17 protein-coding genes and 1 pseudogene are annotated in these 15,521 nt (G+C 61.6%); 12 read left to right on the top strand and 6 right to left on the bottom strand.

Annotation, left to right across the window (positions count from 1 at the left end; translation table 11 throughout):
- The first annotated feature begins 257 nt into the window (after positions 1–257).
- Positions 258–1,010 (top strand): AraC family transcriptional regulator, encoded by a 753-nt coding sequence (locus C1D09_RS07445; RefSeq protein ID WP_143973666.1) that lies wholly within the window; start codon positions 258–260, stop codon positions 1,008–1,010.
- 76 nt (positions 1,011–1,086) lie between these two features.
- The gene (locus tag C1D09_RS07440; RefSeq protein ID WP_246135671.1) at positions 1,087–1,821 is read left to right on the top strand and encodes a haloacid dehalogenase type II; all 735 of its coding nucleotides are present in this window, start codon (positions 1,087–1,089) and stop codon (positions 1,819–1,821) included.
- Positions 1,822–2,086: 265 nt separating this feature from the next.
- Here the strand turns inward: C1D09_RS07440 and C1D09_RS07435 are convergent, their stop codons facing one another.
- Together C1D09_RS07435 and C1D09_RS07430 are read right to left on the bottom strand one after the other, a co-directional pair.
- Entirely contained in the window at positions 2,087–2,575 is a 489-nt protein-coding gene (locus C1D09_RS07435) for a hypothetical protein (RefSeq protein ID WP_143973665.1), read from the bottom strand.
- 57 nt (positions 2,576–2,632) lie between these two features.
- Positions 2,633–2,914, bottom strand: coding sequence for a hypothetical protein (locus tag C1D09_RS07430; protein ID WP_143973664.1), 282 nt, complete (start codon positions 2,912–2,914; stop codon positions 2,633–2,635).
- Between the two features lie 95 nt (positions 2,915–3,009).
- On the opposite strand from C1D09_RS07430, the gene groL reads away from it, so the two are divergent.
- From groL to C1D09_RS07405, 5 genes are all read left to right on the top strand, one after another.
- Positions 3,010–4,632, top strand: coding sequence for a chaperonin GroEL (gene groL, locus C1D09_RS07425; protein ID WP_143973663.1), 1,623 nt, complete (start codon positions 3,010–3,012; stop codon positions 4,630–4,632).
- A 138-nt stretch (positions 4,633–4,770) separates the two neighbouring features.
- Positions 4,771–5,580 (top strand): universal stress protein, encoded by an 810-nt coding sequence (locus C1D09_RS07420; RefSeq protein ID WP_143973662.1) that lies wholly within the window; start codon positions 4,771–4,773, stop codon positions 5,578–5,580.
- 76 nt (positions 5,581–5,656) lie between these two features.
- The gene (locus C1D09_RS07415) at positions 5,657–6,187 is read left to right on the top strand and encodes a flavin reductase family protein (protein WP_143973661.1); all 531 of its coding nucleotides are present in this window, start codon (positions 5,657–5,659) and stop codon (positions 6,185–6,187) included.
- An 89-nt stretch (positions 6,188–6,276) separates the two neighbouring features.
- Entirely contained in the window at positions 6,277–7,101 is an 825-nt protein-coding gene (locus tag C1D09_RS07410; protein ID WP_143973660.1) for a universal stress protein, read from the top strand.
- Between the two features lie 83 nt (positions 7,102–7,184).
- Complete coding sequence (locus C1D09_RS07405) at positions 7,185–7,412, top strand: ChaB family protein (protein ID WP_143973659.1); 228 nt, start codon at positions 7,185–7,187, stop codon at positions 7,410–7,412.
- Positions 7,413–7,893: 481 nt separating this feature from the next.
- Here the strand turns inward: C1D09_RS07405 and C1D09_RS07400 are convergent, their stop codons facing one another.
- From C1D09_RS07400 to C1D09_RS33685, 3 genes are all read right to left on the bottom strand, one after another.
- A complete protein-coding gene (locus C1D09_RS07400) occupies positions 7,894–8,370 on the bottom strand; it encodes a host attachment family protein (protein ID WP_342780211.1) in 477 nt (158 codons plus the stop codon).
- A gap of 72 nt (positions 8,371–8,442) precedes the next feature.
- Entirely contained in the window at positions 8,443–9,090 is a 648-nt protein-coding gene (locus C1D09_RS07395) for a BON domain-containing protein (protein WP_143973658.1), read from the bottom strand.
- A gap of 337 nt (positions 9,091–9,427) precedes the next feature.
- The gene (locus C1D09_RS33685) at positions 9,428–9,589 is read right to left on the bottom strand and encodes a hypothetical protein (RefSeq protein WP_246135677.1); all 162 of its coding nucleotides are present in this window, start codon (positions 9,587–9,589) and stop codon (positions 9,428–9,430) included.
- Between C1D09_RS33685 and C1D09_RS07390 the strand changes: the two genes are divergently transcribed.
- The 4 genes from C1D09_RS07390 to C1D09_RS07375 all read left to right on the top strand — a co-directional run bounded on the left by C1D09_RS07390 (position 9,516) and on the right by C1D09_RS07375 (position 13,543).
- Entirely contained in the window at positions 9,516–10,205 is a 690-nt protein-coding gene (locus C1D09_RS07390; protein WP_246135676.1) for a CBS domain-containing protein, read from the top strand. The genes C1D09_RS33685 and C1D09_RS07390 overlap by 74 nt on opposite strands.
- A gap of 137 nt (positions 10,206–10,342) precedes the next feature.
- The gene (locus tag C1D09_RS07385) at positions 10,343–11,614 is read left to right on the top strand and encodes an efflux RND transporter periplasmic adaptor subunit (RefSeq protein WP_143973656.1); all 1,272 of its coding nucleotides are present in this window, start codon (positions 10,343–10,345) and stop codon (positions 11,612–11,614) included.
- Positions 11,611–12,837, top strand: coding sequence for an FtsX-like permease family protein (locus tag C1D09_RS07380; protein ID WP_143973655.1), 1,227 nt, complete (start codon positions 11,611–11,613; stop codon positions 12,835–12,837). Before C1D09_RS07385 ends, C1D09_RS07380 begins: the two co-directional genes overlap by 4 nt.
- Positions 12,830–13,543 carry an ABC transporter ATP-binding protein gene (locus C1D09_RS07375; protein WP_143973654.1) on the top strand — a complete coding sequence of 238 codons (714 nt, stop codon included), beginning with the start codon at positions 12,830–12,832 and terminating at the stop codon, positions 13,541–13,543. The genes C1D09_RS07380 and C1D09_RS07375 overlap by 8 nt, the downstream gene beginning before the upstream one ends.
- 86 nt (positions 13,544–13,629) lie before the next feature.
- On the opposite strand, the gene C1D09_RS07370 is transcribed toward C1D09_RS07375, so the two are convergent.
- Positions 13,630–14,907 (bottom strand): NRAMP family divalent metal transporter, encoded by a 1,278-nt coding sequence (locus tag C1D09_RS07370; protein ID WP_143973723.1) that lies wholly within the window; start codon positions 14,905–14,907, stop codon positions 13,630–13,632.
- A gap of 247 nt (positions 14,908–15,154) precedes the next feature.
- Here C1D09_RS07370 and C1D09_RS07365 point away from each other — a divergent pair.
- Positions 15,155–15,521: pseudogene (locus C1D09_RS07365) on the top strand (DNA-binding protein); the annotation flags it as partial.

Below are 15,521 nucleotides of genomic sequence, written 5' to 3'. Positions count from 1 at the left end.
GACGGCATTGTCAGGCGATCTTCGCGCCGAGGTGAATACGCTCGGAACGGTCCGCTATATCGCGCCACAGAATTCCCTTCACCACATCTTCCTTGCCGAATGCAGGAACCTTATCCAGACGCCAAGACCTTCGCGCCACCGACGGGGCGATCCTGGATCTCTACAAGGCTGCCCTCCGCATGGCATAAACCCCATGGCCGGAGCCCCGCGGCTTCTCATCACGAGAGCGATACCCCACGCTTGTGCAGGACTTATCGATGAACGAGACCGTTGTTGAAATCCGAAGATACTCCGAGGAAATCGAGAGGCACCAGCACGACTACCCCCAAGTGATCTTGCCCATTTCCGGAGCGCTCGAAATCGATCTGGGGCACCGTTCAGGACGGGTTTCGAGCAGCACCGGCGCTTTTATTTCTGCCGGTTGCCAGCACGCGTTCTACGCCAGGCAAACGGACTCTTTCGTTGTCCTCGACCTGCCGTCCCGCCTCGGCATCGGGGAGCCGGATAAAGACATACCTGCATTCTTTGCGATCGGCCGGGAGGTTCAGGGCCTGATCGACTACATCGCAGCACTGGCCGCATCGCAGGAGCTCTCCGCCTCGCTTCGACGCGCCTGGTCGACATTGCTGCTGGATCGCATCATTCCTCCCGGGGATCGTCCAGATCGCAGAGAGCTGGCTGTTAGAAGGGCCACGGCGTTCATGCAACGAAACCTCGCAGAACCAATCCGCATCGCCGATATCGCGGAAGCGATAGGGATGAGCCCAACCCGTCTGCATGAAGCGTTCATCAGGCGGCGCGCCATCACTCCGCATGCGTATTTGGTTGCAATGCGCCTCGATGCGGCTGAACGGATGCTTGCCGATCCGCGCCTTTCCATCGCCGATATCGCGATTTTCAGCGGTCACGCCGACCAAAGCGCCTTGACGCGCGCGATGCGGCGGGAGCGAAACTCAACCCCGGCCGAAGCTCGCCGAAATCTGCTCGGAAGAACGGGAGGAAAAGCCTAAAATTCGGAAGGTTTTGCCAAGATATCGGCCTCGCGTGGGTGCTACGGATGCGAAAATTTCGCGTGTCTGAGGGATCATGGATATGGATTTGACCCGTTTCAAAGCGCTGACATTCGATGTGTATGGCACGCTGATCGACTGGGAAACCGGCATCTGGAACGCGCTCCAGCCGCTTTTGAGCCTCGCAAATGGCGAGATCAGCCGAGACGAAGCGTTGGAAACCTATGGGAATATAGAAGTGCTGCAGGAAGCCGAGACGCCTTCCTTGCACTATAGAACATTGTTGGCGACGGTGCATGCAAGGCTCGCTCGACATTGGGGGATCGCTGCGCAGGCCGATCTGCATGAACGTTTCGGCGCCTCGGTGCCAGACTGGCCCGCCTTTCCCGATTCCAGGGAGGCGCTGGCCTATCTGAAACAGCACTTTCGTCTGGTCGTGTTGTCGAATGTCGACGGCCGAAGTTTCGCGGCTTCAAATCGTAAGCTTGGTGTGGGCTTCGATGCTGTTTACACGGCGGAAGACATTGGCAGCTACAAGCCGGATCTGGGCAATTTTCGTTTTCTGTTCGAAAGGCTCAAGCAAGATCTGGGCATTCAGAAAGACGAAGTCCTGCATGTGGCTCAGAGCTTGTTTCATGATCATGCGCCGGCAGAGAGCATCGGGCTCGCCGGCGTGTGGATTGACCGCAGGTTTGGGATGGGGGGACCAGGTGCAACGAAGCGCCCTCTCGCCCAGCCGAACGTCGGAGGCCATTTTCCAACCTTGGCGGAATTTGCCGCTATGCATCGCGAAACGGATAACACACACTGATGTCGTTCGTCACATCCAGACCGCGAGATATGACGAGCCTTCGGACGAGCCCAAATGCGGCCTCTGTCCCATTGGCCGCCTGACGGCGTTTTATGCGCTTCCGTCCTGCACGGCCCCAAATGTCCGCTACGCTACCGTTAGACCATAACTGGCGTCCCAAGCGCGACGGCTCTCTAGGTCTCGGCCGCGCTGCTCATCGCGGCCAAAAAATTCAGTCGATCGATGGACGGAGCGTGGGCGCCGCCGAAACGGCTCCGGCTGCAACTCATTCGGCTGCGATATGGAGTGCCCCGCCTTCGTCGACCGCACCACCACGATCGGACGGGTCGAAGTCCGCTTCTCCAGAAGGCGCAGCCGGTTGGCGCTGTGCCACCACGGGGTCCAAGAGCGCCGTCAGCCGACCAGCGATTTCGGCTTCCACCCCGCCGGTTCTCGACGGATCTAGAAACACCGTGACAGCTTCGACCAAGTCACGCATTACCTCGGCAGATTTGGAATCGCCAGAAGCAGTGCCCTTGGCAAGCCCGGTCTGAAGCTGGTTCAGTTGTTCCTCGAGAACCGCAGGGTGCAGCGCTATCACTCCGGTCGCGGCGGGCACCTGATCCAATTCAGCCAAAATGCACTTGTGCGCTTCATGCAGCGTTTTGATTGCGGTCCCAGTACGGCTGGCCGTGGCCTTGGCAATGGCGTTGACCAGCCTTTCGATCTCCCGAATTAGCTCTTCAAGCTGGCGCCCTAAACGGTGCGTCTGCATCGGTAGCGGCGGCCAAGCATTTCCGTTCTTTGTGTTAGGCCGGGACTTACTGGGCAATCACTTCGGGATGGCGCTACTCGGCGTTATCTCCCGCAAGCACGATGCGAGCCGCCTGGATCGTTGGATCGAATAATTGCGCGCTCCCTGCGCGTCCGCCACGTAGATCAGGTCGCCATCGAGCCGTGCCATGATGGCGCCGCATGGCCGCCAGTGGCGGGCCTGTTCAGGCCAAAGCGCACCACAGCAAAGTCGAAAGGCCCCCTCTTCGATCGGCTTGTCTTCAAAAACTGGGCCGAATGTGAGGTAGGATGAGGATCGGAGGCCGTATTTCTCGAGCATCGCCGATCCCTGCCGCTGACGCTTGGATTGATGCGTATCAAAGCCGGCTGAACTCGTCCCTGTTAGCCAGGACGCATCACAGCCCGGAGGTGGTCATGGCTCACAAACAGGTATTGTTTCGTTCAGCAGCGCGCGAAAAGATACTTCGTGGCACAACTCAGCTCGCCGACGCCGTACGTGTTACGCTCGGGCCGCGCTCGAAATCGGTTCTGATCGAAAAGAAATGGGGTGCTCCCACGGTCTGTAACGACGGCGTGACCATCGCCAAGGAATTCGACCTGAAGGACCCGGAGGAGAATCTTGGGGCGCGGATGCTCAGACAGGCGGCCGAGAAAACCGGGGAGATGGTCGGTGACGGCACCAGCACGTCGACCATTCTGGCCCATGCGATGTTCGCCGACGGCGTACGCAACGTCGTCGCCGGTGCGAGCGCGATCGACATAAAGCGGGGTCTTGACCGCGCCACCAAGCGGGCAGTCGAAACGCTCAAGCAGATATCCCGGCCTGTCTCGACCCGTCGCGAGAAAGAACAGGTGGCAACGATCTCCGCGCACAACGATCCTCTCATCGGTCAGTTGGTCGGTGAAGCAATGGAGAAAGTCGGCGGCGAAGGCGTCATCACGGTCGAAGAATCGAAGACCACGGAAACCGTCCTCGACGTCGTCGAGGGCATGCAGTTCGATCGCGGATTCCTGTCGCCATATTTCGTGACCGATCCCGAGAAGATGGAAGCGGTCCTGGAGGACGCGCTCGTGCTCATCGTCGAAAAGAAGATCGCTTCGCTGAACGATCTGATCAAGCTGCTCGAGGCCGTGGCAAAGTCGGGAGCGCCCCTGCTCGTGATCGCCGAAGAAGTCGAAGGCGAGGCACTGGCGACGCTCATCGTCAATCAGATCCGCGGGACCTTCAAGAACTGTGCCGTAAAGGCGCCCGGCTTCGGCGATCGCCGCAAGGCCATGTTGCAGGACATCGCCATCCTGACCGGCGGACAGGTCATCTCCGAGGATCTCGGCCTCAAACTGGAAAATGTCACCATGGAGCAGTTGGGGCGCGCGAAGCGGATCGTCGTCGACAAGGACAACACGACCATCATCGGCGGCGGCGGAGACGCAAAGGCGATCAAGGGCCGTGTCGAACAGATACGGCGCGAGATCGACAATACGACGAGCGACTATGATCGCGAAAAGCTCCAGGAGCGGCTGGCCAAGCTTGCAGGCGGTGTCGCCGTCATCAAGGTCGGCGCGCCGACCGAAGCCGAGATGAAATCGAAGAAGGAAGCGCTCGACGATGCCATCAGCGCCACCAAGGCCGCTGTCGCCGAAGGCGTGGTGCCAGGCGGCGGGCTTGCCCTCTTGCGCTGCATAAGGACTGTGACCGACGAGCAGGAACGTTGCGAAGGCGACGAGCGCACCGGCGTGCAGATCCTCAAGCGGGCACTCGAAGCACCAGTCCGGCAGATCGCCGAGAATTCCGCGGTCGACGGCGGCGTCGTCATTGCCAAGATGCTCGAAGGCACAGGCAATTTCGGCTTCGATGCGGGAAAGAAGGAGTATGTCGACTTGGTCGAAGCCGGCATCATCGATCCGACCAAGGTCGTTCGCATCGCGCTGGAGAACGCAGTCTCGGTGGCGAGCGTCCTGCTCCTGACCGAGGCGACCATGACCGAAATTCCGGAACCGCCGAAGGAACGCGCCCTCGAACCAGAGATGACGATGTAGGCGGCGCGTTACGGAGCACCGAATTTGGATTGGAGGCGAAAGGCGCGAACCCGCGAGGCCGGCAGGCTTTGATGCGCATCAAGGCGCACGATCGGACCTCAGGTGATCCTGCGACAAATCGCTTCGGAGGCCACCAAAATGATCTTCAACACCATCATGGTTCAACTCGATGTCGATTCTCCGGCAGCGCCGCGAACGAACTATGCACTGGAGTTGGCGCGACGCTTCGAAGCCACGCTGATCGGTTTTGCCGCAGCCGATTCATATGTCTTTGTCCCCGGTGACGACGGTGGGGCGGCGGCGGCGGAAATCATGCGTGAGCGCCGGATCGAGATCGAGGATCGCCTGAAGATCCTGAAGGAGGAATTCCTTGGCCTCGTCGGAGACGACGCCACCTGGCGTGAAGAGATCGGGGACCCGACACGCCTGCTCGCGAAACATGCCCGCGCCGCCGATCTCGTCGTGACGGGAACGCCGGCCTCCGGCGCCGGCCACCACCGGGTTGTCGACATCGGAACATTGGTGCTGTCGGCCGGACGGCCTGTGCTGATTGCGGCCGACCGGCTTGTTCCACCCGACCCCGAGAAGGTTCTGGTTGCGTGGAAGGATACTCGCGAAGCTCGGCGGGCAGTCACCGATGCATTGCCCTTCCTGGCCGGCGCACAAGATGTGCTCGTGGCGACGATCGAAGAACATAACCAGAGGGATGCGCGAGAGAGTGCCGGCGACGTCGTCCGGTTCATGATGAGGCATGGCATCAAGGCGAGATCGAAGGTCCTGGACTCGGGCAATGCTTGCGATACCATCATCGAACTCGCCCACGGCATGGGTGCCAACCTTGTCGTCGCCGGCGGCTACGGGCATAGCCGATTGTCCGAATGGGCCTTTGGGGGCATGACCCGCTCCCTGCTCAGGAATGGATCCGTCAACCGCTTGTTCTCGAACTGACGCGCCGAATGCAGGCCGCTCGCCCGTTGGCGGCCGCCTTGCGCCAGCCAATATCGGATGCAACTGAGGTGCGAAGATGAAGGAACTGCCGCTTGCCGAGGTCTATCGTCTGATCGAGCCGGGTCCAGTCGTTCTGCTGACAACCCGGGCGAGAGGCCGCGCCAATGTCATGACCATGTCTTGGCACATGATGGTGGAGTTTACACCGCCGACGATTGCCTGCGTCGTTTCGGGTGATGATTTCTCGTTCGGCGCGTTGCGCGACACCAAGGAGTGCGTGATCGCGATTCCGGCCGTGGGGCTGGCGGAGAAAGTCGTGGCGGTCGGCAACTGCTCAGGCCGGGACAGAGACAAGTTCGCGACGATTTGGCTGACACCACTGCCCGCCGGGCAGGTCGCCGCACCCTTGGTCGCCGAATGCTTTGCCAATCTCGAATGCCGCGTGGTCGATACCCGGCTCGTCAACAAATATAGTCTCTTCGTTCTGGAGGTCGTGAAGGCCTGGGTGGACCCGGGGCAGCCAAAGCCAAAGACCATGCACCATATTGGAAAGGGTACTTTCGTGGTGGACGGAGAGACCATCCATTTCGATTCGCGCATGCCCTGAGGTCGCAACTTGATCGGCATCAAGGATCGCAATGCATGGGACGGGCTAGTTTTGGCTGATCCGACCGATACCGAAAAAGAGCGTCACCAATGAGCTACAAATCCATTCTGTTGAATGTGGGCATAGATGGCCCAATCGCGCCGGTCACCAAGATCGCCATCGATCTCGCCAGGCGCTCCGAGGCACGGTTGATCGGGTTCTGCGCAGCCGATGCACCCTTGCCGGTCACGATGGCGCCCGAGGGTGCCGCCATAGCCGCCGAGGTCTGGCAGCAATTGAGGGATGACATCAAGAAGCGCTTCGAGGACCTCCACGTCGAGTTTGACAGGCTGGTTGGCGGTTCGGTGGCTTCGGAATGGCGCAATGCGCTCGACAATCCCAACCAAGCCCTGGTCGCGGCATCGAGGGGCGCGGATCTCATCATCACCGGAGCTCCTGAAGGGGTCTCTTCCGGAGACACCTATCGGACCGTCGATCCCGGCAGCCTGGTGCTGCGCGCTGGCAGGCCGCTGCTAATAGTGGCAGGCGGCGCAGGCCACGTGCCGACAGGCAGGATCGTGGTTGCGTGGAAAGACACCCGCGAAGCCAGGCGCTCGGTGGCCGATGCCGTGCCGCTGATGGCGATGGCGGACGATGTGATCGTGGTCACGATCGATACCGAGCCGGATGACCAAACGACCGCCGGCATAAAGGATGTCGCGACCTTCCTGGCCAGGCACGGTATCACGGCTCGCACCGAAGTGCTGAAAGCCGATGACGAGAGCGACAAGCTGATCGACTTCCTGAGTTCCGCCAAGGCCGACCTGGTCGTGTCAGGCGCTTATGGACACAGCCGCATCAGGGAATGGGTGTTCGGCGGCGTTACCCGCTCGCTGCTCGACGGCGTCCAGCTCTGCCGTTTCATGTCAAACTGACTACGCACCCTCGACGTGCCTTGGCGTGTTTGTCAGCGGCTACGGCCAACGGCACTGGTGGGGCTTGGAAGGGAGGATGGCAAATGCCTTATGCGACCGAGCAAGACCTTCCACTGCCCGTCAGGAAGCATTTGCCCCCGCACGCCCAGGAGATCTTTCGCGCCGCCTTCAACAACGCTTGGGACGAATATACCGATCAAGGCGAAAAGCGTGAAGAAACAGCCCATCGCGTCGCGTGGGCTGCCGTGAAGCGCCATTATCGCAGGGAAGGCCGCGAGTGGGTGCCTATCCGGACAGGCCGGGCAATTTGATCGAGATCAAGACCGTCCCCGCTGCGTTCATTCATATGATTTGGGATCGGGCACTCGGGCAATATGGTTTCAATGACGGACAGCGTTAGGGAGCTTATCAATGCGTGCAACGCTGAGAAGAGCAAAGGGGCGGATTTCCCGACGATCTGGAAAGAGATCCTGAGGGTGCACCCGAGTGTCACGGGATCACCGATCCAAGACAGCGGTGACGACGGTCCTGTCCTGCTAATTCCTTTGATCACCGGACAGTTTCTCGTCTTCCTGGATTCGGAATTCTATCTCCTTTAGCCGCGGTGCTGACCTGTCGGGGGCACGGCGGCCCTCTGGAGATTCCTGGCTGGGGTTTCTGCGGTCGACACTGACGGCGACGGTCTCCGCCGCCAGCAATGCCTTCCCGATCGCCGGTGCGTGAGGCCTGCAGACCGCCGCAGGTTGCCCACGACGGTCCACAGCAGCCCGGTCTACGGGCTGTGCGGATTGCTCAAGCCGCTGCCAACGTGTTCTCGATGGCTTCGACTGAGTGCTTCACGAGATCCTTGCCGAGCTCACCGACCAGTTTCGCTTTCAGCGACGGCTCGACGTGCTTGCGCAGCTCGCCGAGCGTGCGCGGGTCGGCAACCATCACCACATGCTCGAACGCTTCCGTGAGCGCCTCGCGATTGAGATATTCGGCAACGGCAGCGGCAAAATCGTCTTCCCGAAGGCGAGAGTCGTCGGGATTGGCAGTGGAGCTGCGGTGGCGACCGCCCGAGCCGCTGCTAGCCGCTTGAAGCGTCGGCTCGCCCAATTCAACCAGGTCGATCTGGGGTTCGTGGCCCTTGTTGCGAAACAGGCGCAACTTCTTGCCGTCGGTTACCGCGACCACCGTGCCAGTCGTCATAATCATGTGTTCTCCTTTGAAATCGATCGAAGGTGTTGCCTTGCCATTACTGGCTGCGATCTTCACCGCCAGACGCACTTCGCGATGGCGCCTGCCTCGGACTATCGGCGCGGCGGCCGCTTGAGCCGCCGCGTCAGCCGGGTCGAGCCATCAGACGATCGCGATCCGGTCTTCCACCATCCGGACGCCCGGCGACGACCAGGCGGCACGTTCCGCTGCCTGGCGCTCGGACCATGCCTTGACCTTGCCTTCAAGCGTCACCCTGCCATTCTGCACGTTGACGCGGATCGCCTGCGCCTCGATTTCGGCATCACGCTTCAGCGCATCCTCGATGCGCTTCTTGACGTCGGGTACCGAGGCACGTGGGGTGATTTCGATCTGATTGGCAACGCCAACGACACCGGCCAGCCCGCGCACGGCCTCGGCCGCCGCGTTTTTCTGGTATTGCCATTCAACTTTTCCGGTCAGCGTGATCCAGCCGTCCTGGACCTTGACCTGCACCTTGTCCTTCGGGATGGAAACATTCCAGGTGACCGCATCGACCGCCCGCCTGGCGATCTCGTCGTCCGCGGTCCCCTTCTGTCCAATCAGCCGGACTTCGATTTCCTCGGCGATACCCTTCACGCCCTTGACCCGCTTGACCACATTCTCGGCGGTCGTCTTTTCCCAGTAGGAAGAAACGTGTCCAGCGAGCGTGACGATGCCGTCTTCCACGGCGACGCCGATGTGGGCGGCGTCGATGCTCGGCTCGAACTCCAACTCATCGAGAATATTCTGACGCAATGTTGAATCCGTCATTGGTCTGTCTCCTGTTTGTTGAGGCGGACGTCTCGCCCGCAGCCACGACAAAAGCAGCCTTTGCGCCGTTGCTCATTGATCCTGCTCAATGCCGGGTCAGATAATCAGGTGGTTGGACGATTGGCGCGGTCGTCAGGAGGTGGCGGAAGTGTTTACGAGCCACTGGTGTCTCATGCTGTCCAAGGTTTCGGCGATGTCATCACCTCAACTTTGACGAGATCGGCATGACCAAAACCCAGACCATCGTCGAGCACAGAGACGATCGTGGGCCGTGCACTGAGCAGATCCTGCCTTGACGCCGGTCAAAGCGCGCGCCTGCTCAGGAAATAGGATGAGGCTAATCATTCCATGCCGTCGTGGGTCCTTGGCGGCAGGCCGAGGAAGTGACGATTTCAAAGGAGACGACCGTGCAAGCCTCATCGATAATGACCTCCCCCGTCATCGCCGTCGAACCGTCCGCGTCGATTGCCGACGCGGCCGGGTTGATGCTGTCGCGCAAGATCAGCGGCCTCCCCGTCATCAGCCGCGCCGGCGCGCTGGTCGGGATTATCAGTGAAGGCGATTTTCTGCGCCGCGGCGAGCTGGGCACCAAACGCAAGCGCCCGCGCTGGCTGGAGTTTCTCGTCAGTCCCGGACGTGTCGCCGAGGAGTATGTCCATGCCAACGGCCGGCGGGTCGATGAGGTGATGTCCCAAGACGTCGTAACGGCATTCCCTGAAAGCGCATTGGAGGACGTCGTCGAACTCATGACGCGGCACCACGTCAAACGCATTCCGGTGGTCGAGGGCGGAAAAGTCATCGGCATCGTTACACGTTCCGATCTCCTGCGCGCATTGCTTCGCTCTCTTCCCAGGCAGGATTCGACGGAGGCAACCGACGAACAGATCCGCCAGAAGATCGTTGCGGAACTTGCCGCCCAGCCATGGGCTGGAACAGGCATGATCCATGTCAGGGTCGACAAGGGGGTTGCCGAGCTGAATGGCGCGATCCTCGACGAGCGCGAGCGCCAGGCCGCGCTTGTCGCGGCAGAAAACGTCGCCGGCGTAAAGGCTGTGACCGACCACCTATACTGGGTCGAGCCACTGTCCGGGATCGTGGTCGACCCGCCAAGTTGAGAAATCACTGCCGACCTGCCCTTGGCAAGAATGAGTGTCGCGCGACTTGGCGACGGCGGTCGAAGGCCAGAGTTGATCTGGCACCAGGTGGCCAGCGCCGCCGTAATGAGTTCGGAGATTCCTGTATCGAGGCCGCCATGCTGCAGATCAACGCCGACTTACATCCGGACATCACTCACAAGCGCAGCTTGGCGGCGGCCCGACATTTCATCTGGCTTCACAAATGGCTGCTTGGCGGGCTGGCCTTGCTGGCGGTCGCCCTTGCCCTGGCGCTGGCGCGCTGGCTCGTTGGCCCCGAAGTCGTCGTCTATCGCGTGATCCGCGGCGATCTCACAAGGACCGTCGTGGCGAGCGGCCACGTCGAGACACCCTATCGCGTTAGTATCGGAACGCAATACACCGGCACGGTGGCGGAGGTGCTGGTCGACGAGGGTCAGACCGTCAAACGGGGCCAGCCGCTCATCGTCCTGGAGTCCAGCGAACTGAAATCCGCGGTCGTCCAGGCGCAGAGCGCTGCCGCGCAGGCGGAGGCGCGGATGCGGCAGCAACGGGAGTTCACGCTGCCGGCGGCGCAGCAAGCGCTCAAGCAGGCCCAGGCGACACTGGTCAATGCCCAGGCGGCCTACCAAAGGGCCGAACAGCTCTCCAAGGCAGGTTTCGGCACCCGCGAGGCACTTGACGCCGCCACCAAGGATCTTGACGTCGCGCGCACCCAGGTCCGCACGGCCGAGCTCTCTGTCTACACCGCACAGCCCGGCGGCAGCGACTACGTGATGGCGCTGACCCAGCTCAATCAGGCACAAGCCAATGTCGCGACCGCGCAAGCGCGCCTTGGCTATGCGACCATCGCCGCGCCGCGAGACGGCACTCTCATCACCCGCAATGTCGAGCGTGGCGCCATTGTTCAACCCGGAAACGCCCTCCTCGTGCTGGCGCCCGCCGGTGATGTCCAGTTGGTACTGCAGATCGACGAGAAGAACCTCGGTCTCCTTCGGGTAGGTCAGGACGCAGTGGTTTCAGCCGACGCCTATCCAGACCAGCGCTTCGATGCCAAGGTGTCGTACATCAATCCGTCGGTCGACATCACGCGCGCGTCGGTTGCGGTGAAGCTCACCGCGACAGCTCCGCCGCACTATCTGCGCCAGGACATGACCGTCTCCGTGGACATAGAGATCGACAAGCGCGCCGCGACGCTGGTCGTTCCGGCGCGCGCGGTGCATGACCCGACATCCGCTTCACCCTGGGTTCTCGTCGTTCGCAACGGCCGCCCGCGCGAACAGGCGGTCAGGCTCGGCCTGCGCACGAGCGACCAGATAGAGGTCCTGGAGGGACTTGTGCAGGACGACCTGGTCGTTCCGGTCGCCGCCGGCGTCAGGGCCGGCCAGCGCATCAGGCCGGTGGCGCCATGAAACCCTGGCTGACATTCGCCTGGATCGCGGCACTGCGGTTTCTCGCCGAAGGCCGCATGCAGTCGGGATTCATCCTCAGCGGCATCGCCATCGGCGTCGGCGTCATCGTGTTCATGTCGGCGATGCTGACCAGCGTGCAGACCAACTTCACCAATCGCGTGCTCACCTCTCAGCCGCAGATCCAGCTCCTGGCGCCACAAGAAGTCGCCCGGCCGCTAAGACGGCATGATGGGGTGATCGAAGCCGCGATCGTCCAGCAGCCGACGCAGCGCATCCTCTCCATCGATCAGTGGCAGACGATTCTCGCCGCGATGCGCGCCCGGCCGGACGTGGTGATCGCAACCCCGACCGTATCCGGTTCAGCGCTTGCCGTACGCGGCGACGCCAGCCGCAGCATCGGCATCTTTGGAATGCAGCCCGACGATTATTTCCGCATTGTTCGTGTGCCGGACTACATCGTCGCCGGCAATTCAGACCTTGGCTCCGACGACATCCTCGTCGGCCTCGAACTCGCCAAGGACATCGGCGCGACGATCGGCGACAAGATCAACGTAACCACCGCCATGGGCGGCAGCCGCACCCTGACGATCAAGGGAATATTCGATCTCGGCAACAAGGGCGCGAACGAGCGCAACGCCTATGTGGCGCTGCGGACGGCTCAGAGCCTGCTCGGGCTGCTGGGCGGCGTGACGACGATCGACCTCACTGTCGCCGACGTCTATGCGGCGGAAACCATTGCTCAGGACGTTCAGGCGACGCTGCCGGTGGAGGCCGACAGCTGGATCAAGACCAACGCCCAGTTCTTCACCGCGATACGTGCCCAAAACCTCTCCAGTGCACTGATCCGCATCTTTGTCGGCCTGTCCGTGGCGTTCGGCATTGCGGCCGTGCTGGTGGTGTCCGTGCTTCAGCGCTCCAAGGATATCGGCATATTGCGCGCCATGGGTTGCGCGCGCGGACAAATCCTGAGGATTTTCCTGATCCAGGGCGGCGTGCTCGGTTTTGTCGGCTCGTTGGCCGGAGCGCTGGTCGGCGCCGCCGCTCTCATGGTGTGGCACCGCTACGCACGACAGGCCGATGGCTCGGAACTGTTCCCCCTCTATATACAACCGAGCCTATTCGTCTCTTCAGCAGCGCTTGCGACGATTACCGGGGTGATAGCGGGCATCGTGCCGGCGCTGCGCGCTGCAAGCCTCGACCCGGTGGATGCCATCCATGGCTGATCTGCTCGCTCTCGAAGGCATTCGCAAATCCTACAATGTCGGCACCCCGGTCGAGACCGAAGTGCTGCACGGCATCAACGTCACCATCCATCCCCGCGAATTCGTCGCCCTGATGGGGCCATCCGGATCAGGCAAGAGCACGCTGCTCAACATCATCGGCCTGCTCGATCGCCCGACCTCCGGGCGGCTGTCGATCCACGGCGAGGACACGACGCAATTGTCGGAAGCGGCCTTGACCAGCCTGCGCGGCCATACGATCGGCTTCGTTTTCCAGTACCACTATCTGATCTCTGCTTTCACCGCTCGCGAGAATGTCATGATGCCGATGCTGCTGGATCATGGCCGACCGGACGACGCGATGGAACGGCGTGCCGACGAACTCCTCGACTGGGTTGACCTTGGCAAATGGCGCAACAATCGGGCGCTGAACATGTCGGGCGGCCAGCAGCAGCGCGTGGCCATAGCCCGCGCCTTGGCGATGGATCCGTTGCTGGTGCTCGCCGATGAACCAACCGGCAATCTCGACACGGCCTCAGCCGATGCGGTTTTCGAATTGATGCGGCGCTTCAACAGAGAGCGCGGCACAACCTTCCTGATCGTCACGCACAACCATGCTCTGGCCGACCGCTGCAACCGGATCATCCAGGTCGTAGACGGCCGTATAACCGAGGACCGCATCAATTTGCTGGAAGGCCATTCGCAGTGATACCACGCGAGAGCGGCCGATGCGGGACCGGTCGCCTCAATGCGCAAATCACTGATGGCTGTACTGGCAGCACGCCATTCGCTTTGTCACAGCATAAAAAAGCCAATTGAAGCCAAGGCCATCACCGCCGTGGCGAGCGCTCCGGCGAGAGCCATCCAGCGTGGCAATGTGAGGTGACCCATGATCCGGGGGTTCATCGCAATCATCATCATGATCGCCATCAGTGGAGCGGCCAAAACGCCGTTCACCACAGCACTCCAATAGAGCGCTCTTATGGGATCCATGCCGACAAAAGTCAGGGAGACTCCACCCAGCGTTGCGACCGCGATCGTGCCGTAGAAGGCCTTGGCATCTCGCGGGGGTCGATCGAGTCCTTCGGGCCAACGAAACATCTCCGCGACGGCATAGGCGGCGGAGCCGGCAAGCACGGGAATGGCAAGCATTCCGGTGCCGACAATGCCGGCAGCGAAAATGGCAAACGCAAACTCCCCGGCGACGGGCCTGAGCGCCTCTGCCGCTTCGGACGAAGTCTTGATCTGGGTGATCCCGTTGGCATGAAGCGTTGCCGCGGTGGCGATGATGATGACAATGGCCACCAAGTTGGAGAAGCCCATTCCGAACAGTGTGTCGCCCCGGATGCGCGACAGCTCCGGCCCGGCTGCGCGAGAGTTGGCGCCCAGCCGTTGACGATGTCGCCGGTGCTGCTCCTCGACCTCCTCCCCGGCTTGCCAAAAGAAGAGGTAAGGACTGATTGTCGTGCCAAGGACGGCAACCAGCGCCATGGCGTGATCGGCGTCGAAGACGATCTGCGGAACCAGCGCACCATAAAGCGCTACGCTCCAGGGCACATGGACTGACAGCACCACCGCCACATAGGCGAGCAGGGACATGGTCAGCCATTTAAGCACCATCACGTAGCGCCGATAGCTCACGACGATTTCCAGGAAGCTGCAAATCAAAGCGAAGAGGACCGCATACAAGGACTGCGGGCCACCCAAGAGCAATTTAAGCGCCGCCCCCATGGCGCCGAGGTCGGCGCCGATGTTGATGACGTTGGCGATAAGCAGCAGGAGAACGGCGAAGCGCAGCAGCCAGGGCGAGTAGTGTCGACGCAGATTGCGCGCGATACCCTGGCCAGTTACCGCGCCGATCCCGGCACTGATCCCTTGAGTTACAGCCATCAGCGGATAGCTGAAGAGCATGGTCCATGCGAGCGTGTAGCCGAATTGCGCGCCCACCTGGCTATAGGTGGCGATACCACTTGGATCGTCATCGGCCGCGCCCGTGATCAGGCCTGGGCCTAAGCTTCCGAGAAAGTTGTAGGGTCGGCGGCGCGTGGTAGCCGATGCGTCCGGCGGCTCCATCGAATGGTTCCCTTCACTCGTCACGCGAACCGAACTCACCGTTGCCGCGCCGAGTTGCTCCGAACCTCCGAGCGCGAAGAAGCACGTACTTTCTTCTATCCATTTTCGAAGTCCAATGGATTGATGCGGGTCAAGGATACGAGGCGTCGAATGGCCTAGGAGGACCGATCGACCCTGAACTCCTGCGCCGAGGAAAGTCATGCCGGGGCCTCTGCAAATCACCACGCCAGACCCAGGCATGAAGCCAATGACGGCAATGGCGACGGCACCGCTTCCCGAGAACATCGGGGTCGCAGGAAAGTTCCGGGATTTTGCCGATCTCCTCGATAGCCAGGGCGCCGACGGTTTCCGCGCACGGGCCTGCAGGAGGGCGGCGGATGTCCTGTCCAGGCTGGAACGGCCCGTAAGCGAAATTCTGGCAAGGGAGGGACGCGATGGCCTCGTCGCCCTCCCGGCAATCGGGACAGGCCTGGCCGGCGCGATTGCCGAGATCGTTGCGACCGGGCGCTGGTCCCAACTGGAGCGGCTGCGGGGCGAGATGGAGCCGGAGGCTCTGTTCCGCTCAATCCCCGGAATCGGACCACGATACGCGCACCGCCTCGCCGAGGATGGGC

The organism is Mesorhizobium intechi, from assembly GCF_002879535.1.
GTDB classification, from domain to species: domain Bacteria; phylum Pseudomonadota; class Alphaproteobacteria; order Rhizobiales; family Rhizobiaceae; genus Mesorhizobium; species Mesorhizobium intechi.
The sequence above is the reverse complement of the archived record's forward strand: the minus strand, read 5'-3'. Positions and strand labels throughout refer to the sequence as shown.

Bases quoted from the DNA above. Each gene is read 5' to 3' on its own strand.
- C1D09_RS07375 (WP_143973654.1), top strand. From the start codon at position 12,830: ATGGCTGATCTGCTCGCTCTCGAAGGCATTCGCAAATCCTACAATGTC.
- C1D09_RS07420 (WP_143973662.1), top strand. From the start codon at position 4,771: ATGATCTTCAACACCATCATGGTTCAACTCGATGTCGATTCTCCGGCA.
- C1D09_RS07415 (WP_143973661.1), top strand. From the start codon at position 5,657: ATGAAGGAACTGCCGCTTGCCGAGGTCTATCGTCTGATCGAGCCGGGT.
- C1D09_RS07385 (WP_143973656.1), top strand. From the start codon at position 10,343: ATGCTGCAGATCAACGCCGACTTACATCCGGACATCACTCACAAGCGC.
- C1D09_RS07440 (WP_246135671.1), top strand. From the start codon at position 1,087: ATGGATATGGATTTGACCCGTTTCAAAGCGCTGACATTCGATGTGTAT.
- groL (WP_143973663.1), top strand. From the start codon at position 3,010: ATGGCTCACAAACAGGTATTGTTTCGTTCAGCAGCGCGCGAAAAGATA.
- C1D09_RS07410 (WP_143973660.1), top strand. From the start codon at position 6,277: ATGAGCTACAAATCCATTCTGTTGAATGTGGGCATAGATGGCCCAATC.
- C1D09_RS07405 (WP_143973659.1), top strand. From the start codon at position 7,185: ATGCCTTATGCGACCGAGCAAGACCTTCCACTGCCCGTCAGGAAGCAT.
- C1D09_RS07430 (WP_143973664.1), bottom strand. From the start codon at position 2,914: ATGCTCGAGAAATACGGCCTCCGATCCTCATCCTACCTCACATTCGGC.
- C1D09_RS07390 (WP_246135676.1), top strand. From the start codon at position 9,516: ATGACCTCCCCCGTCATCGCCGTCGAACCGTCCGCGTCGATTGCCGAC.
- C1D09_RS07445 (WP_143973666.1), top strand. From the start codon at position 258: ATGAACGAGACCGTTGTTGAAATCCGAAGATACTCCGAGGAAATCGAG.
- C1D09_RS07395 (WP_143973658.1), bottom strand. From the start codon at position 9,090: ATGACGGATTCAACATTGCGTCAGAATATTCTCGATGAGTTGGAGTTC.
- C1D09_RS07370 (WP_143973723.1), bottom strand. From the start codon at position 14,907: ATGGAGCCGCCGGACGCATCGGCTACCACGCGCCGCCGACCCTACAAC.
- C1D09_RS07435 (WP_143973665.1), bottom strand. From the start codon at position 2,575: ATGCAGACGCACCGTTTAGGGCGCCAGCTTGAAGAGCTAATTCGGGAG.
- C1D09_RS07380 (WP_143973655.1), top strand. From the start codon at position 11,611: ATGAAACCCTGGCTGACATTCGCCTGGATCGCGGCACTGCGGTTTCTC.